14 protein-coding genes, 2 tRNA genes and 1 pseudogene are annotated in these 21,972 nt (G+C 59.4%); 9 read left to right on the top strand and 8 right to left on the bottom strand.

Translation table 11 applies throughout. The features are described from left to right. The first annotated feature begins 51 nt into the window (after positions 1-51). From ACFC5L_RS17745 to ACFC5L_RS17755, 3 genes are all read left to right on the top strand, one after another. Positions 52-750 carry a hypothetical protein gene (locus tag ACFC5L_RS17745; RefSeq protein WP_375204029.1) on the top strand — a complete coding sequence of 233 codons (699 nt, stop codon included), beginning with the start codon at positions 52-54 and terminating at the stop codon, positions 748-750. 432 nt (positions 751-1,182) lie between these two features. Continuing rightward, entirely contained in the window at positions 1,183-1,452 is a 270-nt protein-coding gene (locus ACFC5L_RS17750) for a MoaD/ThiS family protein (protein ID WP_375204030.1), read from the top strand. Between the two features lie 18 nt (positions 1,453-1,470). Continuing rightward, positions 1,471-2,550 carry a WD40/YVTN/BNR-like repeat-containing protein gene (locus ACFC5L_RS17755; RefSeq protein ID WP_375204031.1) on the top strand — a complete coding sequence of 360 codons (1,080 nt, stop codon included), beginning with the start codon at positions 1,471-1,473 and terminating at the stop codon, positions 2,548-2,550. On the opposite strand, the gene ACFC5L_RS17760 is transcribed toward ACFC5L_RS17755, so the two are convergent. The 5 genes from ACFC5L_RS17760 to ACFC5L_RS17780 form a co-directional block, all read right to left on the bottom strand. Next, positions 2,547-5,429: a valine--tRNA ligase gene (locus ACFC5L_RS17760; RefSeq protein WP_375204032.1), complete on the bottom strand. Its 2,883-nt coding sequence runs from the start codon at positions 5,427-5,429 to the stop codon at positions 2,547-2,549. The two genes, ACFC5L_RS17755 and ACFC5L_RS17760, sit on opposite strands and share 4 nt — an antisense overlap. 55 nt (positions 5,430-5,484) lie before the next feature. Further along, entirely contained in the window at positions 5,485-7,584 is a 2,100-nt protein-coding gene (locus tag ACFC5L_RS17765; RefSeq protein ID WP_375204033.1) for a prolyl oligopeptidase family serine peptidase, read from the bottom strand. Positions 7,585-7,695: 111 nt separating this feature from the next. Then, on the bottom strand, positions 7,696-8,247 hold the full coding sequence (locus tag ACFC5L_RS17770; protein WP_375204034.1) for a DUF2497 domain-containing protein: 552 nt from the start codon (positions 8,245-8,247) through the stop codon (positions 7,696-7,698). Between the two features lie 114 nt (positions 8,248-8,361). Continuing rightward, a complete protein-coding gene (locus tag ACFC5L_RS17775) occupies positions 8,362-9,723 on the bottom strand; it encodes a TolC family outer membrane protein (RefSeq protein WP_375204035.1) in 1,362 nt (453 codons plus the stop codon). A gap of 129 nt (positions 9,724-9,852) precedes the next feature. Further along, a complete protein-coding gene (locus ACFC5L_RS17780) occupies positions 9,853-10,506 on the bottom strand; it encodes a protein-L-isoaspartate O-methyltransferase family protein (protein ID WP_375204036.1) in 654 nt (217 codons plus the stop codon). 218 nt (positions 10,507-10,724) lie between these two features. Between ACFC5L_RS17780 and ACFC5L_RS17785 the strand changes: the two genes are divergently transcribed. From ACFC5L_RS17785 to ACFC5L_RS17805, 5 genes are all read left to right on the top strand, one after another. Further along, positions 10,725-10,798: transfer RNA gene (locus ACFC5L_RS17785), tRNA-Cys, on the top strand. Between the two features lie 99 nt (positions 10,799-10,897). Next, entirely contained in the window at positions 10,898-12,904 is a 2,007-nt protein-coding gene (locus ACFC5L_RS17790) for an acyltransferase family protein (RefSeq protein WP_375204078.1), read from the top strand. A gap of 227 nt (positions 12,905-13,131) precedes the next feature. After that, entirely contained in the window at positions 13,132-14,712 is a 1,581-nt protein-coding gene (locus tag ACFC5L_RS17795; RefSeq protein WP_375204037.1) for an efflux transporter outer membrane subunit, read from the top strand. Between the two features lie 9 nt (positions 14,713-14,721). Continuing rightward, a complete protein-coding gene (locus tag ACFC5L_RS17800; RefSeq protein ID WP_375204038.1) occupies positions 14,722-15,918 on the top strand; it encodes an efflux RND transporter periplasmic adaptor subunit in 1,197 nt (398 codons plus the stop codon). A 2-nt stretch (positions 15,919-15,920) separates the two neighbouring features. Then, positions 15,921-19,109, top strand: coding sequence for an efflux RND transporter permease subunit (locus ACFC5L_RS17805; RefSeq protein ID WP_375204039.1), 3,189 nt, complete (start codon positions 15,921-15,923; stop codon positions 19,107-19,109). Positions 19,110-19,291: 182 nt separating this feature from the next. Here ACFC5L_RS17805 and ACFC5L_RS17810 read toward each other — a convergent pair whose 3' ends face one another. Both ACFC5L_RS17810 and ACFC5L_RS17815 read right to left on the bottom strand, forming a co-directional pair. After that, complete coding sequence (locus tag ACFC5L_RS17810) at positions 19,292-20,086, bottom strand: hypothetical protein (protein WP_375204040.1); 795 nt, start codon at positions 20,084-20,086, stop codon at positions 19,292-19,294. A gap of 14 nt (positions 20,087-20,100) precedes the next feature. Beyond that, the gene (locus ACFC5L_RS17815) at positions 20,101-21,582 is read right to left on the bottom strand and encodes an MmgE/PrpD family protein (protein WP_375204041.1); all 1,482 of its coding nucleotides are present in this window, start codon (positions 21,580-21,582) and stop codon (positions 20,101-20,103) included. 75 nt (positions 21,583-21,657) lie between these two features. On the opposite strand from ACFC5L_RS17815, the gene ACFC5L_RS17820 reads away from it, so the two are divergent. Next, positions 21,658-21,733: transfer RNA gene (locus tag ACFC5L_RS17820), tRNA-Asn, on the top strand. Here ACFC5L_RS17820 and ACFC5L_RS17825 read toward each other — a convergent pair. Further along, a pseudogene (locus ACFC5L_RS17825) lies at positions 21,704-21,972 on the bottom strand (recombinase family protein); the annotation flags it as partial. The gene ACFC5L_RS17820 and the pseudogene ACFC5L_RS17825 overlap by 30 nt on opposite strands.

Raw genomic sequence — 21,972 nt, forward strand, 5'->3', positions numbered from 1 at the left:
TTATGATGTTGCGAAAATGCAGCGGTATATACGTGCGAGGACTTTATGTGCATGTTACTGTCCTTCTTTATTCGTAGAAAGCCTCATCAGTTTTTTATTATATTTTTGCTTAGTACGTATGGGACGCTTTCTGGTTGCGTGGAATATCAAACCCCTCCGGCATCGTCGAATTACTACGAGCTGTCACAGCTTCACGGGAATACAATAAAAGCTGAGCGCTACCGAAACAGAAAATCGGAGCCTCTCCCAAAAAGACGAACCGATTTTAGATGGGAGTATAAAGAGAATACAAACGACCAAGGAATAGTTCACAAACAAGCTATACTGTCTGATCAACAAGAAAATGCGCATTACAAAGTGATTGTTTCTTGCGCCTCAAGCTTAAGCATAACTTATTTTGCTCAAAGCAATGTCAAAGGCAACGAAATTGATAATTTTGTCATGGAATACCCAGACCTCACATTCGACAGGCGCTCGAATTACAGTCAAGATTTCGGAATCGGCGTTATTGCAGACGATCACAAACCATGGCTATTGAAAGAAGGGTACGTCCAATCTCGATCTGCTTTTCCAGCGTTTATTGCAGCAAGCGTATATAACCCATCTCAAACAATCCTTGAGCGAATTAAATTTGCCCGCGACCTTACATTCGCTTTCCAAGTCGGAAAAGATACGCGCATCATCCACAAATTTTCTCCAATCACCACTCAAAACGTAGTGATTGGCGTAATGTCCCGTTGTGGGCGTTAATTTCCAAAGTCAGGAGAATAACTGATTAGAAAAAGTTTTGATTTTGATGATTGGGATGATCACGATGATGATGACGATCGTGATGATGGCCGGGTCCCTAATTTCCCTAACCTGCCAGGCGGCTCCGATGGCCCGTTAGGAAAATTCCTTTCAGCCGTTGGAGGGGGTATTATCTTTATTGTCTTTATTCTTTGGTTTATCTCTGAAATTGTTATTGGCCCTACCGATAACACGGAAGCGTATTCTGGTATTGGCGAAGAAGAGACAAAATATGAGTCATGGGACTATGAGAATGTTCCCGACGAGTGAGGCTTAGCTCAGATTAGCTCTTATTGTTGCAATTCACCTTTCCTTTTAGTGTTTACCGAAATTAATCACTTTTTGCTTGCTAGGAAAGATTGATCAATAGGAAGGCTCTAGGGATATCCGGTCATGCCTCATGTTTCCTTCACGGATAACCTTCAAAAACACCTGCCCTGCCCGCCGCAAACGGCGCCGGGAAAAACGGTGCGCGCCGTGATGTATGCGGTGTTCGAGGAGAACCCGCCTTTACGCGGCTACATTCTCGACGATCAGGACCGCTTAAGGAAACACGTCAACATCTTCATCAACGACGTGGCGATTTCGGACCGCGTGAAACTGAGCGACGCCGTCGCCGAGAATGATCGCGTCTTCGTGTTTCAGGCGCTGTCGGGCGGATAATCATTGGGGAGAAGAAACATGACCGATGTCTTTTACGTCGCGAGCCGCAAGGGGCTGTTCACTTACAGGCGCAATGGTGCGGACTGGGAAACGGCTGCGCCGCAATTTCTTGGCGAACCGGTGAGCGCAGTCTTACGAGACAAAAGAGACGGCGCGATTTACGCGGCGCTCAATCTCGGCCATTTCGGCTGCAAGCTGCACCGCTCCGACGATGACGGCGCCACCTGGAAGGAACTGACGCCGCCCGCGTTCCCAAAGGCGGAAGACAGCGCCGAAGACGCGCCCTCCGTCGATCTCATCTGGACGCTCGAAACCGGCGGCGATGATGAGCCCGGCGTTCTTTACGCCGGCGTCATTCCGGGCGGCCTGTTCCGCAGCGAAGACCACGGTGAAAGCTGGACGCTGATTGAATCTCTTTGGAACCGTGAAGAGCGAAAGGGCTGGTTCGGCGGCGGTTATGACAAGCCCGGCATTCATTCCATTCTCGTCGACCCGCGAGATTCGAAAAAAATCACCCTTGGCGTCTCCTGTGGCGGGATCTGGAAATCCGACGACCACGGCGAGACCTGGCGCCTCACGGGCAAGGGCTTGCGTTCGGATTACACGCCGCCCGACCAGTCGGAGGAACTGAACACCCAAGACCCCCACCGCCTCGCATCATGCGCCAGCGATCCCGACACCATCTGGTGCCAGCATCACAACGGGATCTTTTTATCGCGCGACGGCGGCGAGACATTTGTCGAGTTCAAGGACGTCAAACCGGCCGTCTTCGGTTTCGCAGTCGCGGTTCACCCCAACGATCCCGACATCGCCTGGCTGGTTCCCGGCGTGAAAGACGAATATCGCGTCCCCGTGGATGGCAAGCTCATCGTCAATAAAACCACGGATGGCGGGAAATCATTCACACCCCACGCAAAGGGCCTGCCGGAGCCGAGCTATGACCTTGTATTTCGCCACGCCCTTGATGTCGATGAAAGCGGCAACCGCCTCATCATGGGCTCCACCACCGGCAATCTCTGGGCGAGCGACGATGGCGGGGCAAGCTGGCGCCAATTGAACGCACACCTGCCGCCGATTGCGCAGGTTGCGTTCGGTTAAAGGTCGGCGAGCCGCGCGAGCGCCGCGTCGATCTTTTCAAGCTGCTCGACATAAGTCGCGCGCCGCACATGCTGTTCCTCGACGACTTCTTTGGGCGCCTTGTCGACGAAGTTCTTGTTGGCGAGCTTCTTGTCGATGCCGGCGACTTCCTTTTCGGTCTTGTCTTTTTCCTTGGCGAGACGCGCTTTTTCCGCCGCGATGTCGATGAAGTCAGCGACAGGCAGCGCCGCCACGGCGCCCCCATGCACCACCTGCACCGCACCTTTGGGTGCAGCGTCCGCGGTTGAGATATCCGAAAGACGCGCAAGGCGCTTTAATACATCGTCATGGCGTTTCAGTTTGGCGGCGTCCTCCGCCGAACCGCCGACAAGGATCAGCGGGATTTTCGCGGCGACCGGCACATTCATTTCCTGACGCACCGAACGGACGCCGGAGATGAGATCAATCACCCAGTTCATTTCAGTCGAGGCGTCGTCATTTTTGAGCGTCTCATCGAAAGACGGCCACGCACTCAACATCAGCGCGTCGCGGTCTGCGAAACTGCCCCAAAGCTCTTCCGTCACAAAGGGCATGAACGGATGCAAGAGTTGCAGGATGCGGTCGAGCGCCCAGGCGGCGGCGGCGCGGGTTTCCGTTTTCGCCGCTTCATCCTCCCCCATCAGGATGGGCTTGGCGAGTTCCAGATACCAGTCGCAGAAAATATTCCAGATAAATTTGTAATTGGCGCCCGCCGCATCGTTGAAGCGGTAAGCCTCGATCTCGCGCGTCACGTCAGCGGCGCATTGGTTCGCTTCATGCACAATCCATTTGTTGAGCGTCAGCGTCGCTTTCACCGGGTCGAAATTCGGGTCCGGCTTGCACTCATTCATCTCGCAGAAACGCGCGGCGTTCCACAATTTCGTTGAGAAATTTCGATAGCCTTCGACGCGGGATTCCGCGAGGCGCACATTGCGGCCCTGCGCGGCTTGCGCGGCCAGCGTAAAGCGCAGTGCATCGGCGCCGTATTTATCGATGAGGACGAGCGGGTCGATGACATTGCCCTTCGACTTCGACATCTTTGCCCCATGCTCATCGAGCACCAGCGCATGGATATAGACCGTGTGGAACGGCACGTCCTTCATGAAGTGAACACCCTGCATCATCATCCGCGCCACCCAGAAGAAGATGATGTCGAAGGCGGTGACGAGCACACTGGTCGGATAATACCGCTCAAGCTCCGGCGTTTTCTCCGGCCAGCCGAGCGTCGAGAACGGCCACAATGCAGAGGAAAACCAGGTGTCGAGAACGTCTTCGTCCTGAACGAGCAGCGGCGCGCCATGATGTTCATGGCGGCGCATGTCGTTAATGTCTTCGAGCGAATATCCCTCTTCGGTGTATTTCGCGATGGCGAGCTTGGTCGCCTCTTCCTCGCTTTCAGCCACATAGCAGTGACCGTCCGGCCCATACCACGCGGGAATGCGATGGCCCCACCAGAGCTGGCGCGAGACGCACCACGGCTCGATATTGTTCATCCACTGGTAGTAAGTCTTCGACCAGTTTTCGGGCACGAATTTCGTCTTGCCGGTTTCCACCGCCTTGATCGCGGGTTTCGCCAGCGTCTTTGCATCCACATACCACTGGTCGGTAAGCATGGGCTCGATGACGACGCCGGAACGGTCGCCGAAAGGCTGCATGATCTTCTTGTCCTCGACCATGATCATCAGGCCTTCAGCATCGATATCGGCGATCACGCGCTTTCGCGCCTCGAACCGGTCAAGCCCGCGATATTCGTCCGGCACGAGATTGATGTCGTCGACATATTTGGCGTCGGGCGTTCCGCCCTTTTCGACAATCTTTTTCGCCTTCGCGGATTCCTCAGCATAGGGCGCGCCGTCATCGCGCATGGCGCCCTGCTCGTCCATCAACCGGTACAAAGGAATGTCGCCGCGTTTCGCGACCTGATAGTCGTTGAAATCATGGGCGCCGGTGATCTTCACCGCGCCAGAGCCGAACTCCGGATCGGGATAATCGTCAGTGATGATCGGAATGAGACGGCGATGCGCCTTCGGGCCCACAGGAATTTCACAGAGCTTGCCGACGATGGGCGCGTAACGTTCGTCCGACGGATGCACCGCCACCGCGCCGTCGCCAAGCATCGTCTCGGGGCGCGTCGTCGCGATGGAGATGTAATCGCGCGTCTCGCGCAAGGTGACGTTGCCGTCTTCATCCTTTTCGACATATTCGTAAGTTTCGCCGCCGGCCAGCGGGTATTTGAAATGCCACATATGGCCGTCGACTTCCCTGTTCTCCACTTCGAGATCGGAAATCGCGGTTTCGAATTTCGGGTCCCAGTTAACGAGACGCTTGTCGCGATAGATGAGGCCTTCATTGTAAAGATCGACAAAGACCTTCATCACGGCCTTGACCATCTGGTCGTCGGAGGAGCCGTCGTCGCCCATAGTGAAGCGCTCGCGCGACCAGTCGCAGGAAGCGCCGAGGCGCTTTAGCTGGTTGATGATCGTGCCGCCGCTCTCATGGCGCCATTTCCAGACTTTCTCGACAAACGCCTCGCGGCCGATGTCGGTGCGCTTGGGTTCCTGGCGCTCCATCATCTGGCGCTCAACCACCATCTGCGTTGCGATGCCCGCATGATCCGTTCCCGGCTGCCACAGCACCGACTTGCCGCGCATGCGCTCGAACCGGCAGAGAATGTCCTGCAACGTGTTGTTGAGGGCGTGCCCCATATGGAGGGAGCCGGTGACATTGGGCGGCGGAATGACGATGGTGAAGGGCTCACCCTCACCCGACGGCTTGAAGGCGCCTGAAGCCTCCCATGCCTCGTAAAGGCGGGCTTCGGCGGACTGGAAATCGAAATTCTTCTCTAGGGTCTTCTCGGACATGGGGTCATTCTTCGCGGCTGCGGAAGTCCGGGTTTATCCGCCGCCGGGCCAATGCTCAACCGCTTTGGCCGCCCTTTAGCTCTTGGGGGACCTCAAGCCCCGTATGGGCGGCGATAAAGGCCCACATATCGGCATATTCCTCAATGATCTTGTCCGTGGGCTTGCCGGCCCCGTGGCCCGCCCGGGTCTCGATCCGGATCAGATGAGGCTTGTCGCCGATCTCGGCCGCCTGAAGCGCGGCGGCGTATTTGAAGCTATGGCCCGGCACCACCCGGTCGTCAGTATCGGCGGTTGTGACGAGGATCGCCGGATACTCCTCTCCCTCTCGAATATTATGATAGGGCGAATAGCCGTAAAGGTTCCGGAAATGCGCCTCTTCCGCCGGGTCGCCATAGTCATCGACCCAGAACCGGCCCGCCGTGAACTGGTTGAAACGCAACATGTCCATGACGCCCACCGCAGGCAGCCCCGCCGCAAAGAGATCCGGGCGCTGGTTGATGACGGCGCCCACCAAGAGCCCACCATTGGACCCGCCCTGAATGGCGAGTTTTTCTTTCGTCGTGATCCCTTCGGCGATCAGATAGTCGCCAGCCCCAATGAAATCATCGAAGACATTCTGTTTGTTGAGGAGCCGCCCGGCGTCGTGCCAGGCTTTGCCATATTCACCGCCGCCGCGAATATTGGCGAGCGCAAAGACGCCGCCCATTTCCATCCACTGAAGGCGCGTCACAGAAAAAGCCGGCGTCACAGACACATTGAACCCACCATACGCATAAAGCAGCGTCGGCGCCCCATTGGATAAATCGAGCCCCTTTTTGTGTGCGATGAACATCGGGATCGTTGTTCCGTCCTTTGACGGATAAAAAACCTGGCGCACTTCGTAATCCGTAGCATCGAAGGGCGTTTGCGGCGCCCTGAACACGGATTGTTCGCCCGTATCTACCTCATATCGATAAATCGTCGGCGGCCGGTTGAAACTTTCGAAACTGAAAAAAGTTTCCGTGTCATCGGGTTCGCCGCCAAAGCCGCCTGCCGAACCGACGCCGGGCAGATCAACGGCGCCCAACGCGGCGCCGTCAAGCGCAAACATCCGCACCGCGGATTTCACGTCTTCCATGTAATGAGCAAAGATGCGGCTGCCGACGATGTTGACGCCGGACAGAACATGCTCGCTTTCGGGAATGACTTCCGTCCATTCGGCCCCTGGCGCGGCTGTTGAGGTGCAGATCAGCCTGCCCTTCGGCGCGTCCTTGTCGGTGAAAAAGTAATGGCGGCCCGCCGCGGTAGCGATATAGCTATAGTCATGCTCAAAGCCGGAAACGATTTTCAACGGCTCCGCCGCAAAATGCTCAATATCGATCAGCACCACTTCATAACGACTGTCGGTGCCTTTCCAGACGGTGACAACAAGGGTTTTTCCGTCGCTCGACACTGTCGCACTGAACCCTTCTTCGGGCCGTTCCGGATGCGCGTGTATGAGCCTGTCCTTTTCCTGATCGTCGCCGATCTTATGGAAAAAAACCGCCTGATTGAGGTTGAGGCTCTGAAACGCCTCTCCTTCTTCGGGTTCGGGATAGCGCGAATAGTAAAAGCCCGATCCGTCTTTCGCCCATGAGACGCCGGAGAATTTCACCCAGTCGATTTTATCATCGAGAACCGCGCCCTCGCCCGCATCGACGATGCGCAGCGTCATCCAGTCGGACCCGCCTTCCTGCACCTGATAAGCGACAAGCGATCCGTCCGGCGACGGATGATAGGTGCTCAGCGCCGTGGCGCCGTCTTTTGACCATGCGTTTGGATCGAGGAGAACGCGCGGGGTCTCGTCGCCGTCCTGCACATAAAGCACATACTGGTTCTGGAGGCCGTCATTGCGGCGGTAAAAAATCCGTCCGCCTTTTTTGACCGGCAGCAGAAATTTTTCGTAGTCCCAGAGCGTTTTGAGGCGCGCCTTGATGGCGCTCCGTCCCGGCAGGGTTTCGAGATAGGCGAAGGTCGTCTCATTTTCCGCCGCGACCCAATCCGCCACGGCATCATCCTTGCGCACGTCATTTTCGAGCCAGCGATAGGGGTCGACGACGGCGACGCCAAAAAATTCATCCTGTTGATCGACGGTTTTGGTCGCCGGATAAGCCGGTTTCATTTGATCCTGTTTCATGGGACCGGTTTCGCGCATCATCTGCTCGGACGCAAAGAAAAAGCCGGCCCCTTTTCCGTTTCGGAAGCCGGCTTTCCACAAATTCAATTCCGGTAGGCTCAGCCGCCAAGCTTAGCCGCGGCGGCGGCGCGCCACCCGCTGGACTTCCTCCTCGACCTTCTCCTCGACAATTGCGGGGAGATTGGCGTCGAGCCAGTCCTTGACCATGGGTTTCAGCATCTCGGTGACGATGTCTTCCAGCGTCTTGCCCGGCCCTTCGGAAATCCGGACCGACTGGGAGAGATTTTGGAAGGCTTGCGAGGCCGCAGCCGCCGCAGACCGGTCGAGAATGTCTTCTTCGGTTTCCTGTTGCATGGGGGCAGCCGCCTTTTGCTTAACCATTTCAACGTCTTCGGTCTTGAATCGGCCCTCGCCGCCAACATTGCCGGCCTGCCCGGCAGGAGGACTGGCCGCTTCAGGCGTCAGCGTCAGTTCGGGCTTTGCCGGCTCACCTGCCGGTTCCGGCGTCGCGGCCGGAGCCGATTCCCGGGCCGGCGCCGGTTCCGGGGCGGCTTTCGCAGCCGTTGGCGCAGGCGCGGCCTGATCGTCCTCATCCTCGGAGATAATCCGGCGGATCGAGGCGAGAATCTCTTCCATGCTGGGTTCAGGTTGGGCGTTTTCCATGAGACCTAGGGTCCTCTGACGGGGGTCATTTCGTCGGAATTGGCGCGCATAGCGCTTGTTCTGTGGTTTTCAGGCGCTTCGCACCACTTATCAAGGCCTAGCTTAACGCGAAGCCTAATCCTCGTAAAACGCGCCCGCCGCGGCGGAAAGCGCCTCCTGCGACACGCCAGCCGCTTCCGGCGTCAGCATGCCGATGGCGGCCAAAAGGCCGAACGCAGCCGTTTGCGCATCGCGCTGCGCGCTCACAAGCGTCACCTGGGCGTTGAGGAATTCCTGTTCCGCATTCAACACGTCGAGCGTCGTGCGCGACCCGACCTGGGCTTCCTGGCGGACGCCCTCGAGCGCAAGCGTGTTGGCGTCGACCGAGGCGGCCGCCGAGCGGACAATGGCGCGCGCTGTAACAAGACGCTCCCATGCGGCGATCGTCTGCGCCTCCACCTGACGCGCGGCGGCGACAGCGCTTGAGCGGTCGCTCTCATGCAATGCCTTCGCCTCGCGCACACGGGAGAAGTTGAGACCGCCGAGAAAAATCGGCACCGAAGCGCGGGCGCCGAACGTAAACTCTTCACTGTTATTGACGAAGAAGCTCGGTTCCTCCGCATACTGATAACCGGCCGTCAGCGACACCGAGGGGAGAAAAGCGCCGCGCGCAATGTTCACCTGACGGCGGGAGATTTCCGCCTGTTCGCGCGCAGCGATATTCGCGGGCGCGTATTGTTCGGCGATGGCGAGTGCAGTTTCTAGCGTTTCCGGCAATTCCGGCAAAGCCTCGACCGGCTCGAGATCGCCGGGCGCCTGTCCCACAAGTTCCACATATTGCGCGCGGGCGATCGCCAAATCGCCCTGCGCCGAAGACAGCCGCGCACGCGATTCAGCAAGACGCGCATCAGCCTGCGACACGTCGGTGCGGGTGATCTCACCCACATCGAAGCGCGCCTTGGCCATATCCTGCTGGCGCAACAGCACCGACACATTGTTCGTGTTCAACTCATAAACCGCCATGTTGCGCTGGACGTTGAAATAGGCGCTGGCGACATCGAGCAGCACTTGCTGTTCAGCGGCGGCGAGTTGCGCGCCGCCGGCGCGCACCCGGGCGCCCGCCTGCTTGATTGCGTTGTAATTGCGAAAGCCCGTGAAGACCGGCTGCTCGGCGTTGACGCCCGCTGTAATCGGTTCGAACTCCGTATCCTGCGCCTGCGGCATGGGATTGGGATCGTTCGGGTCCACATTGAACAGCGACGTCACTGTCTGATCCACATGCTGATAGCTGGCGGAGGCTGAAACCTGCGGCAGGGCGCCGGCCCAGGCTTGCGATTTCGTCTCGCGGATCGCGCGCAGCCTTGCCCGTTCGGCGCGAATGGTCGGATTGGTCTGATAGGCGAGCGCCAGCGCGTCATTGAGGGTTTCGCCGGAAGCCGGCACGCTTACGCTTGCGCCCAACGCCGCCACTGCAAGAAGAGAAACCGAAACCCGCACAACCAAACGCTCCTTGACAGACAATCTTTAACCGGGCGCCGGGCGCAATTGATCGCGCCCACTGTCTTAATCTGCGCCCGACAAGCCTGTCTTCAAGGGGATTCAGCAGCTTCCTGCGTGAATATCCCGTTAAAAGACGAAGCTTTTGGCCGCGGCGAATCCGGGCAGCACAGTTTTCGCCATGGCGTCGAATTTCTCTTTTGCTGCGAAAGCATCGCCGCTGCGCCGATAGACGACGCCGCGCGATACGCCCTCCCGCCGCTCAATGGCCGCGAGCCGGCCGCCATCCTTGAGCTGCGCCAACAGGGCGTCCGGCCGGATTTCAATCACCCCGTCAACCAAAATGAGGTCGAACGGGCCCTGATCCGGCGCGCCTTTAAGGCTGTCTCCAATGATGACGGCGGCGTTGGCCACATCGAGCTGGGTGAGATTTTCCTGCGCGGCGGCGGCCAGCGCCTCATCGCTCTCGACCGCAACCACCATATCGACCAGCCCCGCCAGCACAGCCGTGGAATAACCGGTTCCGGCCACAGCATCGAGACAGAGATCGCCAGGCCGAGGATCGGCGGCGGCGACAAGCTTGGCGAAATCCCGCGCCGTCAACATGGACCGGCCCGGCGCATAAGGCAGCTCGCGTTCCACATAAGCCTGCTCACGCAGGTCTGACGGGAGAAACATCTCCCGCGGTATGGTTTCGAGCGCTGCCTGCAACCGCAAATCGGTGACGTCATTGGTGCGCACCTGGCTTTCCACCATCCGTCGCCGCGCCGTCTTGAAGTCCATCTTTAAGCCCCTTGTGGCCGGTTTTTTTCGTCCCCGGGGAATACATCCGGCCGCGCCCTATGGCAACGCGCACCGCCCCCTTCAGGCTGGGACCAATTAGCCCCCATGTCACCGCCTTGAAAGCCCCCGCTATTTCGCCTTTGACCGGGCCCCCGCCCCGCGCTATGAGGGCGGCCCTTCGGAGCCGCCCTTCCTCACCACAGGGCGGATTTCTTTTCGGCCACGTGGCGGAGTGGTGACGCAGCGGCCTGCAAAGCCGTGTACGCCGGTTCGATTCCGGCCGTGGCCTCCATTTCTCCGGCGCAGAAATAGATCGCGCAAAATCCGGCGTCACGGGATCCGACTTCTAAGGATCTGGCGTCAGGGGGCGGAACCCGGCTACATCGCCGTGATGCCGCGCCCAAGTCAGACCAGTTCTCCGGCCCCTGCTTCGCCAACCGGCACCCAGCCGGATCAATCCTATCTGCCGTTTGTCGACGGCATGCGCGCGCTCGCCATCATTTGCGTCCTTCTTTATCACGCCTTTCCCGGTCTCGTTTCCGGGGGCTTTATCGGCGTCGATGTCTTCTTCGTCATTTCCGGCTTTCTGATCACCCGCCTGCTCGCCGGAGACATGCGCGCAGAGCGATTCACTTATCTTGGATTTCTGGCGCGGCGGGTGCGCCGTCTCCTGCCCGCGGCGTTTGCCTGTTTCGCAGGCGTCGCCCTGCTCGGCGCGTTCATCCTTCTTCCCGACGCCTATGAAGCCTTCGGGCGCAGTCTCGTATCGGTCTCGGTGATGCTGGGAAATTTTCATTTCCTCGACCGCGCCGGATATTTCGCCCCGCCCGCGCAGGAAATGTTGTTGCTGCACACATGGTCGCTGGCGGTTGAAGATCAGTTTTATCTGATCTGGCCATTGCTGCTCGCCGCGCTGATGAAACTGCGTGGAAAGGCGGCTCTAACGGGGATGGTCGTCGCCATCGGTTTCGTCTCCTTCGTCCATGCCGTCAGCGCGATTCCCGGCAATGCCGACTATGCGTTTTACATGCTGGCGCCGCGCGCGTGGGAGCTCATGCTCGGCGCTGCGCTCGCCCTTGCAGGGCCCATCGCGATCGAAAACAGATATGCAAATTCAGCGCTCGCGCTGGTCAGCGCAGCGGCCATCATCGCCAGCGCCTTCCTGTTGCAGAGCGGGCCTTATTTTCCCGGTCTTGCCGCACTGCCGGCGTGTCTCGGTTCTGCGGGCCTGATTGTCGCGGGCCTCAATCGGCGCTCCCTCATTATCGATGCGCTCGCCTCAAAACCCGCCGTCTTTGTGGGGCTTATTTCCTATTCGCTTTATCTGTGGCACTGGCCGCTGCTCGCCCTGGCGCGCTATCAGGCCGAACGCAGCCTTACGGTTGTCGAGACCCTTGGCGTGCTGGCTGCAAGCTTGGCGCTTGCGACGCTGTCCTGGCGGTTTGTAGAAGAACCGATCCGCCGGCCCAGGGGCGCGCGCAAAGCCACAAAAACGCAAACGCTTGGGTTCGCCGTTGCAGGCATAATCGTCTTTGCCCTTTGCGGGCTTGCCTTACGCGAAGCCGACGGCCTGCCGCGACGGTTCCCGGGCGAGGTGGGAAAAATGTTTACGGATATGGGCCAGGGCAACCCGTGGCGAGAGCGCTGCGACGGCGTCGAAAATGCGCTCATCCATGACGACGAATGCAATTTCGGCCGGCGCAAAAGCGACGACAGTTCCTATGACATTGCGCTGTTCGGCGATTCCAATGCGGATCATTTCACGCCGCTCATCGCCGACTGGGCGGCTGAAAACAATCTCGCCGGACGGCAAGTCACGCAAAGTCAGTGCGGGCCTGTCTATGATGTGCAGCGCTTGCTTCTGCCCGCCCTCACCCGACAACAATGCGCTGACTATCATGAAACGGTCCGGCGTTTCGTCGCTCAAAACCCGGACCTGAAACTTGTCATCCTGTCTGCAAACTGGTCGAGCTATCTCAGTGAGATGACCAGCCGGGTCTCATCCGGTCCTGTCGTCTTCGCCGACGCGCTTGAAATGACTGTGCGCGAACTTCGCGCGCAAGACATTGAGGTGCTGCTGTTGGGGCGCATCCCACATTATGCCGAGCTTCCGGCGCGCTGCATCGCGCGGGCTGTGGCCTCAGACGGCAAGATAGAGGATTGCGGAACGCCCCGGCGCGATGTGGACCGCGAACTGTCCTTGACGGAGCCAAATATGCAGGCGCTGGCAGCCGTCGAAAACGGCGTCTATTTTGTTGATATATCTGATATTTTTTGCGGGGACGCGGTCTGCCTGCCGGTCGTGAACGGGATTTTCGCCTATCGCGATCCCGGCCATCTCAGCGCAGCCGGCGCGCGCGCGTTGAAAACCGAGATTGCTTTCCCGCCGATCCGGTGAAAAAAAGCCCTCAAGTGTGGGGGAAAGGCCGCAGTTTTCCTGAGATTTTCCGGGCGTAGTCCCTATTTGTTAACCATCGTGTCAAGATGGGACGGTAGGTTGCGTCACCAGTTTCGCCCAAATGCACGGTGTTTGTCGCAGACGCCGCTCATCTGGCCGAAAGAGCCTTGCAGTCAGGGCGCGGCGCCGACATGTACGCATAAAGAAAAAGGACAAAGAGGGGCCTGATGTTTTCTGGCAAAACAATCTTTCGCAGCAGCGCCGCAGCGACAGCAATTCTTATGGCCGCATCCTGTGCGAGCGTGGATCAGGAGCTTTTGCAGGCGCAGTTGCCGGAAACGCCGGAGAGCTGGACCGCGGACGCTGAGGTCGGCATCGCCCCGACCGGCGACTGGGTCGCTGCGTTTCATGATACGGCGTTGCGCGGCCTGATCGACGAGGCGCTTGAACGCAACAACAATTATCTCGCCACCGCCGCCAATCTCGAACAAGCCCGCGCGGGCGCACGCATCAGCCGCGCAAATCTTTTGCCGACCCTTGGCGCGTCGGGCAATGTCAGCCGCAACGCCATCGTCACCGATCCCACATCGGCGGCGCAGGCGGGCGGCAATTCCGATGTCAGCGGTTTGCGCGCACAGGAAATCGAAGACCGCTTTGGCCTCGACACTGATGGCGACGGCAATCTCGACGGGCTCGATACTGACAGCGACGGCTTTATTGACGCTGATCTTCCGAACCGCCGTCTTTACATCAACAACTTCTCCCTTGGCGCCCAAATCCAGTGGGAGCTTGATGTATGGGGCCGTCTGACCGACCAGACCCGCGCCGCCTATAAAGACGCAGCCGCAGCCTACGCCGATCTCGAAGCCGCGCGCCTGTCGCTCGCAGCGCGCGTGGCGCAAGCCTGGTTCGCCTTGATCGAAGCGCGCCAGCAGCGCGAACTCGCCGAACGCGACACGCAAGCGCGCGAACGCAACTTGCGCGTCACCGAACGGCGCTATGATCGCGGCGTCTCTTCGAGTCTCGATGTACGTCTTTCACGCTCTGCGCTCGGATCAAGTCAGGCGAACCTGGCGTTGCGCCAGCGCCTTGAACTCGAAGCCTCACGCGCGCTCGAAGTTCTGCTTGGCCGCTATCCCGCCGCAGAGCTTGAAGCAGCCGCGACCTTGCCGTCGCTTCCCGAGCTGGCCGGCGCCGGGGCGCCGGGCGACATTCTTTCACGCCGCCCCGATCTCATTGCGGCCGAAGCCCGCATGCAATCGGCCGGCCTTCAAGCCCGCGCCGCCCGCAAGCAATTATTGCCGCAACTGACATTGAGTTCGCAGATCTCTACATCGGGTCCCAATCTCGCCGACCTCATCGATCCGGAACGTCTCGCCGGCAACATCGCCGCCGGACTTTTCCAGCCCCTGTTCCAGGGCGGACGGATTCTCGCAAACTCCAAACGCGCCCGGGCCGCGGCGGAGGCAAGCCTCTACAGCTATGTGCAGACGGTGCTCACCGCCTATCAGGAAGCGGAAAACGCCATCGCCGCCGAAACGCTTCTTGCGGCGCGCGAAGAAGCGCTCCTTCTCGCCTATGAAGAAGCAGCCGCGGCCGAAGAACTGACAGAACGCCGTTATTCCAGCGGCGCCGCCACTATTTTTAACCTTCTGGATGCGCAAACCCGGAGAATTTCGTCCGAGAGCGCCTATATCCAGGCCCAGCAGCAGCGCGTTTCGAACCGCGTCCAGCTTTATCTCGCCATCGGGGGCGATTTCCTCACAGAGGAAAGACTGGCTGCGCTGCAAGCTGACACCGGAGAGTAAGTAGCCGTTATGCGCAAACTTTTTACTATCCTCGGCACAATCGGCATTTTCGTCGGTTTTGCTGTTCTTGTCTTTGCAATGGGTTCCCTCCGGCCCAAGCCTGAGCTTCAGGCGCCGGAAGTCGCGCCCCCTTCGGTTTTTTACACCATTGCGGATTCGCAGTCGGTGACGCTGGACGTTTCTGCGCAAGGCGAAGTTCGTCCGCGTACGGATATTAACCTGACGGCGCAGGTTTCCGGGCAGATCGTCTCGACCTCGGATGCCTTCGTCAATGGCGGCGCCTTTGAAAAAGGCGACATGCTGATCAAGATCGAAGACGCGCCTTATCGCGCCGCTGAAGCGGCGGCCCGCGCGCGCCTTGCGCAGGAAGAAGCCGAAGCGGCGCTGGCGCGCAAAGACTATGAAGAACTCGGCCTTGAAGAAGACCCGACGGCGCTGACCTTGCGGATTCCCCAACTGCAACAGGCGCGCGCGGAATATAAAGCCAGAAAACTGGACTTGGACCGCACCACGATCCGCGCGCCATTCAAGGGCCGCGTTCGCGAGCGCATCGCCGGCGTCGGCCAATATGTGGCCCCGGGCGCGCAGCTCGGCCGCATCTTCTCAACCGATGTGGCGGAAATCAAATTGCCGCTCACCGATAATGATCTCGCCAAGCTCGGTGTGCCGCTCGCCTTCACCGAATCCGATAAAGAGCCGGGCCCGCCGGTCTATATGACAGCGACGATCGCCGGAAATACTCATAACTGGGTCGGCCGCCTCGCCCGTACAGAAGGCGCAATCGACGCCGCAACCCGTCAGGTGATCGCCATCGCAGTTCTGGACGATCCATATGGCGCCGGCTCCGACAATGGCACGCCCCTCGCCATGGGTCTCTTTGTGGAGGCGACGATCACCGGCAAGCCTTATGAAAACGCCATCGTGCTGCCGCGCTCCGCGCTTTATGGCCGCGATACGGTTTATACGATCGACGATGACGACACCCTGGTCGAGCACAAAGTGGCGATCGTCTCCACCGACCGCGACACCATCACCATCGCCAGCGGCCTTGATGAAGGCGACCGCGTTGTGACGTCGCCGCTACGCGGCGCCGGCGCCGGCGACAAGGTGAGCCCCGCCAATCCTCTTGAGGACACACCCGGCTCCATCAACTCCGAAGAGCCGACGCCGAGCGCCACCGCCTCCAATAATACATCCGGAGAATAGACGTGAACGGACTTATCGCATGGTGGGCTCGCAATTCGGTTGCTGCAAACCTCTTGATGGTCGCCTGCGTCATCGCCGGCATCATCGCCTTCACCAGAATGGAGCGGGAGGTCTTTCCTTCGGCTTCGTTTAACGGCGCAACCATTTCCGTCGCCTGGCCCGGCGCCTCGCCGCAGGAGGTTGAAGAACAGGTCATCCTGCGTATCGAGGAGTCGATTTCCGATATTGACGGCGTCGAGCATATCAGCTCAGTCGCGCGCGAAGGCGTCGCCACGGTCAATGTGGAAGGGCTCGACACCGTCGACGCCACCTTTTTCCTCAACGAGATCAAGAACCGCGTTGACGGCATCTCCACCCTGCCGCAGGACGCCTTCCCCCCGATCATCAGACAGTGGCGCAACCAGAACCCGACACAGTTCATCGCCATCTATGGCGATCTGGAGCCGCGTGAGCTTTACCGCCTCGGCCGCGAATTGCGCGATGAGCTGGCGCAGATCCCCAACGGATCGCCGCTTGTCGAAACCTGGGGCGTCCGCAATGAAGAAGTCTCCATTGAGGTCTCCGAAGAGGCCCTGCGCCGTTACGGCCTGACCTTCGATGATGTGGCGCAGGCCATTCGCGGCTCCTCGCTGAACCTTTCCGGCGGACAAGTGCGCACCGACACGGGCAACATCCAGCTCGCCACGCGCAATCTCGCCGACACCGAGGAAGAGTTCGAGCAGATCGTCGTGCGTCAGCGCGCAGACGGATCCGTCATCCGCATACGAGATATCGCCAACGTCGTTGACGGCTTCGAAGATTCCAAATCCATCCGCGAAGTGAATGGTCATCCGGCAGTAAACCTTGCGATTCAGGCCCCGGACACGCTCAACATCGTCACCCTTTCCGAGGCTGTCGACAAATGGCTTGAGGAAAAGAACAAGGAATATGAGGGCAAGGCCGAACTTTATATCTGGTTCGACTTCGCCGATCTTTATTTTGAACGGGTGAACCTGATCGCCTCCAACGCCGGCATCGGGCTCGTGCTCGTCATGATCGTGCTGCTTCTTTTCCTTCGCCCGGCAGTCGCCATCTGGGTGACGGTCGGCATTGCGGTTTCTTTCTTTGGCGCGTTCATTTTCCTGCCCATGGTTGGCGTATCCTTGAATATGCTGTCGCTGTTCGCCTTCCTTCTTGTGATCGGCGTTGTCGTTGACGACGCCATCATTGTCGGCGAGGCGATTCACAATGAAGTCGAAGCCGGCGGCAAAGGCGTTGACGCCGCGACGCTTTCCACACAGCTCGTCGCAAAGCCGGTGCTGTTCGCGGTCATTACGACAATGATCACCTTCGCCCCATGGCTGTTCCTTTCCGGCGGCACGGCGCAGTTCACCAAACATATCAGCTACACGATCATCTTCGCGCTTTTATTCTCGCTGATTGAATCCTTCCTTATTCTGCCGTCGCATCTGGCGCACATGAAAAAACAGAACAAGGAAGGCGTTTACTACCGGCTGCAGAAAGTATTCGCGGAAGGCCTGATGGGCTTTGCGGATAATGTTTACCGTCCACTCGTCAAAACTGCGCTGCGCTTCCGCTATTTCACGGTCGCCTTCTTCATTGGCGCGTTCGCCATCGCGGCCGCCCTTCTTGCCCAAGGCTGGGTCGCCTTCAAATTCCAGCCCGAAGTGCAAGGCACTTTCATGTCGCTCACCGTGCGCATGCCCGAGGGCTCGCCATGGGCGCGGTCCGCGCAAATCTTTGAAGAGATCGAGGTCGCCGCCAGCAAACTGAAAGCCGAACTCGACACGCCGGAAAAAGAATTCGTAAAATCCGTTTATATCGGCGCTGATGAAGAAGACATCTCCGCCTATGTCACCATTCTTCCGGCAGACGAGCGCAAGCAATCCACCAAGGAAATCGCCGAACTTTTCCGTGAAAAACTTGGCGATATTCCGGACGCCGAGGAAGTCACCATCAGCTACACGCTGAACGACGGCGGGCCCGATCTTTCTTTCGGCATCGAATCCGACAGCCTTGAAGAGCTGCGTCTCGGCGTGCTCGACTTGCAGAACTTCCTGCGCACGCTGCCCGACACCTATGACGTCCGCAATAATCTTCAGTCCGCAACGCCCGAACTTCAGGTTGAGCTGAAACCCGGCGCAGAACGCTTCGGCCTCACGCTGGCCGAAGTCTCCCGTCAGATCCGTCAGGCGTTTTACGGCGAAGAGGTGCAGCGCCTGCCCCGCGGCGGCCAGGATGTGCGCGTCATGGTGCGCTATCCCAAATCCGACCGGGAGTCGCTCACCACCATCGAATCCATGCGCATCCGCACCCCGGATGGACGCGAGGTGCCGCTGACGGTTGTCGCCGACGCCAAATTCGCCCCCAGCTTCAAGCGCATCGACCGCCGCGACCGCCAGCGTTCGGCCCGCATCACCGGTGAACTGCGCGAAGGCGCCGACCGCGAAGCGGTGATGAAAATCTATCGCGAGGAATTCGTTCCCGAGTTCAAGCAGCGCCATCCGGGCGTCGATCTCGCCCAGCGCGGAGACGCGGAAGACCAGCAAGACTTCATCGCCGAATGGGCGGGGCTTCAGGGGTTTGCTTTCTTCGCCATGTATATGCTGCTGGCAATCGCGTTCGGCTCCTACTTCCAGCCGCTGCTGGTCATGTCGGCGATCCCGTTCGGCTTTATGGGCGCCGCTTTCGGACACTTTCTGTTCGGCCTCGACTTCGCGCTGTTTTCCTTCTTTGGGATTGCGGCGGCGGCGGGCGTTGTCGTCAACGACAACCTTGTTCTGATCGACTATGTGAATCGCCTGCGCGCAGAAGGCGAAGGCGCTATCTCAGCCCTCGTCAAAGCGGGCGTCGGACGTTTCCGTCCGATCCTCCTCACATCCTTGACGACATTTGTGGGACTGTTGCCGATCATGTTCGAACGCTCGACCTCGGCGCAGTTCCTGATGCCGACCGTTGTCTCCCTCGCCTTCGGCGTCTTTTTCGCAACCTTCGTGACGCTGCTCTTCGTGCCGGCCATGTATGCCGTGGGTGCGGACATCTCGCGCTTCTATCGCTGGGCCTGGACGGGCGAGAAACAGCCGCCGGTCGGACACGGCGCGTCGGAACAGTCCGATTACGGCGAATCACATGAAGGTCACCTGCCGGGCCTTAGCGGCCGCCGGAACCCGCTCTGGGATCCGGCCGAATAGGCGCGGCTTTCCTTCGAGAAAAACCGGGAAACGGGGCCTTCGGCCCCGTTTTCTGTTAACCATATGTTAAGACCTTGATGAGACCTTAATAAGGTCTTCTCCCGAGAAGATACCCCACCATACCCCACGACAGTGAGTACCGGCCGCGTTTCCCCCAAACGCGGCCGTCTCGCTTTTATGGGTCAGCCAGCTTCTCTGGCCGCAATGATTCGATTGGAAAGTTCCCAGTCCACCGGCCGGTCGACGTCGATCGGACCTTCGGCGAAAGGCATGAGGACCGGCGCCGTCTTGACGCCAATGCCGCGCGACAATGTCCGCAGCACGGTGCGCAGGGTGAACAGCCGGCTTCTGTACAACAGGAAAGCAAAGAGCCCGAACGCACCGATGAGCCGTCTCGGTTTTTTGCCGAACTGACCGCCGGATTTAAAAACCTGGGCGCCCTCGATCCCCTTTGGCGTTAAAAGCGCATAGAGATTGCAGGAAGAAAAAGCGCCGTCCCGGAAACGGTGAAAGGCGCGATTGCCGTCGGGATATTTTTCCAGAACGTACGTCGCGGGCGTCAGGCCCACGGCGACATCTTCGCTGACACCGTCCAGCGCGTCGCAAAAGAATGCGAACATTTCCGCCGTGTGCAACGCATTATCCCCGGTCGTGATGACAAGCGGCAACATGTCAGGCTTGGCGACCTCGGCGACGCTGGAGCCGATATTGTCGCGGCTGGGCGTGTAGGTGATATCCTCCGCGCCGGGAAGACCGGCCAGAATTGTTTTGGCCTCCGCGATGCTCTCTTCTTCAATAACGACAATCGTGCGTGTTGCGCGGCTGGATTCGAGCACCGCGCCGACAACGCGGCGGAGCATCGGCTGACCGGCGATGTCGATGAAACATTTATGGGAAACGCCGCCAGCCTGCGCCAGCGGATCGAGATTGCCGCGGCTCGCAGCGAGGACAAGCGCAGTACAACGTGGTTCGGTCATGGCCGTCTTTCCCTTTATGCTTCCCTGGTCAGGAAGGGGCCTTTTATCGACTCTGTAAGCGGCGCAACAGATGGCAATTCGGCGAATTCAGCAAGGGCGTTGCGGAGCTTTTCGAGCCGGTCCGGCGCAAGCAATCCGGCGGCGCAGCCCTCGAGTTTCGCCCAGTGCTGATCCATCGTAAATGGCGCCGCGAGGCTTCCGGCCGGCATCGCTACAGCCGTTTTCAGCACCCGCCCATCTTTCAGCGCGATTTCGACTTCGGTCGGAAATTCACCCTCCGCCTTGTCCACGGGATGGCGATGAATGCGGGGGAAAAAAGCGCGGATTTCCGGTTGCCGCACCGCCTCGTCTGTGAAGTCCTTGAGAGTCGCGGCGCCGGTCAGAAGCGCAATGGCGACGCCATATTCAAGAGAGAATTTCGCCTGGAGCCCGTCCTGCGGATTCATATGCATCAGGTTGTTCAGATGCGTCACCGGCGCATAGATATGCACCGCCTCGACTTCATCCGGCGTGAAGGCGTTGGCCAGCCTTAACTCCAGAACGCCATCCATCGCGCGATGGGCGCTGCCGCAATTGGGAAAGCGTTTCACCTTGAGGCCGCTCGAGAGGATGAGCAGCGGCTCCCCGATCGCCTCCGTTTCAAAACGCAAAGTCTGGCCGTGCTCCACATGGGTGAGGCCGTCGCGAAGCTGCTCATAATCGGGCCCGACCATCAGCCGGTTCATGGCGGTCGGACCATCGAGCGTATCGCGCCCGGCGTCGACGCCGGCGCGGGCGAGACTTGCCGCCATCACGCCCGACTTGGCGGCGAGACCGGCGTGCAGCGGTTTGGTCATCGTGCCGAACTGCGACATGAACCCGCCAGCCATGCTGGTCGCCATCGAGATTGCATTGGCGGCGCGCTCGGCGTCCAGCTTTAAAAGACGCGCGCAGGCCGCCGCCGCGCCGACCGCCCCGATTGTCGCCGTGGCGTGCCAGCCGCGATTGCGATGGACGGGATTCACGCCCTGCCCGACGCGGCCGAGAATCTGAAGCCCTGCGATATAAGCATCGAGGCAGTCGCGGCCCGACGCGCCTTCGCTTTCGGCAAGCGCCAGAATGGCGGGCGCCAGCACCGCCGTCGCATGGGCTTTCGCCGGGTCGAAATTATCGTCGAAATCGAGCGCATGGGCGGCCGCGCCATTAACCAGCGCCGCCCAGGGCGGAGCCAGCGAAGCCCCGTGACCGATCGCCGTTGACGGCCCGGCGCCCCAGGGCGCGACCGTCCCGAAGGCGAGCCGCGTCACCTCCTCAACCGCGCCGGGAATCGAGACCGAGACGATATCGATAAAGGCTCGGCGCGCGGCCTCTATAGCGTCCTCAGGCCATGCGTCAGGCGTCTCGGCGATCCAGCGGCCATAGGCGGTAACGGGGTTTTGCGACATGCGGCGAAGATAGGCTCGGGCGGGGGCGATGAAAAGCGCGCCGCGCGTTGCGAGCCCCGCCCGGAACCTCAAAAAAACGGTTCTTGTTAAGCAAAAGGGTGTAGATTCAAGGCGGCGGCTTTGCTATAGGCCGCGTTCCAACGGCGTTCCCCGATAGCTCAGTTGGTAGAGCAGCTGACTGTTAATCAGCGGGTCACTGGTTCGAGTCCAGTTCGGGGAGCCATTTCTCAAAACGAGCCGAATCGCCCATTTTCGATGACGAGGCTTGCGCGGCAATCATTGCCGTTTCTGCAAGAGAATCAAATGGTTGCTTGAATTCTGCATTCAATTCTCCATGCGCCCAGGTGCAGTTCGAAAGTAAGAAATTCAACATCCTCGACTTCTCTTTTGCCGACTGTTTTTCGAACAGGCGATGGGCGTCCTTCGCCAATTTCAACAGTTCGACACCCTCGTCCATGTAGG

The organism is Hyphococcus sp. (assembly GCF_041986965.1).
Taxonomy (GTDB): Bacteria; Pseudomonadota; Alphaproteobacteria; order Caulobacterales; family Parvularculaceae; genus Hyphococcus.

Bases quoted from the DNA above. Each gene is read 5' to 3' on its own strand.
- ACFC5L_RS17745 (WP_375204029.1), top strand. From the start codon at position 52: ATGTTACTGTCCTTCTTTATTCGTAGAAAGCCTCATCAGTTTTTTATT.
- ACFC5L_RS17750 (WP_375204030.1), top strand. From the start codon at position 1,183: ATGCCTCATGTTTCCTTCACGGATAACCTTCAAAAACACCTGCCCTGC.
- ACFC5L_RS17755 (WP_375204031.1), top strand. From the start codon at position 1,471: ATGACCGATGTCTTTTACGTCGCGAGCCGCAAGGGGCTGTTCACTTAC.
- ACFC5L_RS17760 (WP_375204032.1), bottom strand. From the start codon at position 5,429: ATGTCCGAGAAGACCCTAGAGAAGAATTTCGATTTCCAGTCCGCCGAA.
- ACFC5L_RS17765 (WP_375204033.1), bottom strand. From the start codon at position 7,584: ATGAAACAGGATCAAATGAAACCGGCTTATCCGGCGACCAAAACCGTC.
- ACFC5L_RS17770 (WP_375204034.1), bottom strand. From the start codon at position 8,247: ATGGAAAACGCCCAACCTGAACCCAGCATGGAAGAGATTCTCGCCTCG.
- ACFC5L_RS17780 (WP_375204036.1), bottom strand. From the start codon at position 10,506: ATGGACTTCAAGACGGCGCGGCGACGGATGGTGGAAAGCCAGGTGCGC.
- ACFC5L_RS17790 (WP_375204078.1), top strand. From the start codon at position 10,898: ATGCCGCGCCCAAGTCAGACCAGTTCTCCGGCCCCTGCTTCGCCAACC.
- ACFC5L_RS17795 (WP_375204037.1), top strand. From the start codon at position 13,132: ATGTTTTCTGGCAAAACAATCTTTCGCAGCAGCGCCGCAGCGACAGCA.
- ACFC5L_RS17800 (WP_375204038.1), top strand. From the start codon at position 14,722: ATGCGCAAACTTTTTACTATCCTCGGCACAATCGGCATTTTCGTCGGT.
- ACFC5L_RS17810 (WP_375204040.1), bottom strand. From the start codon at position 20,086: ATGACCGAACCACGTTGTACTGCGCTTGTCCTCGCTGCGAGCCGCGGC.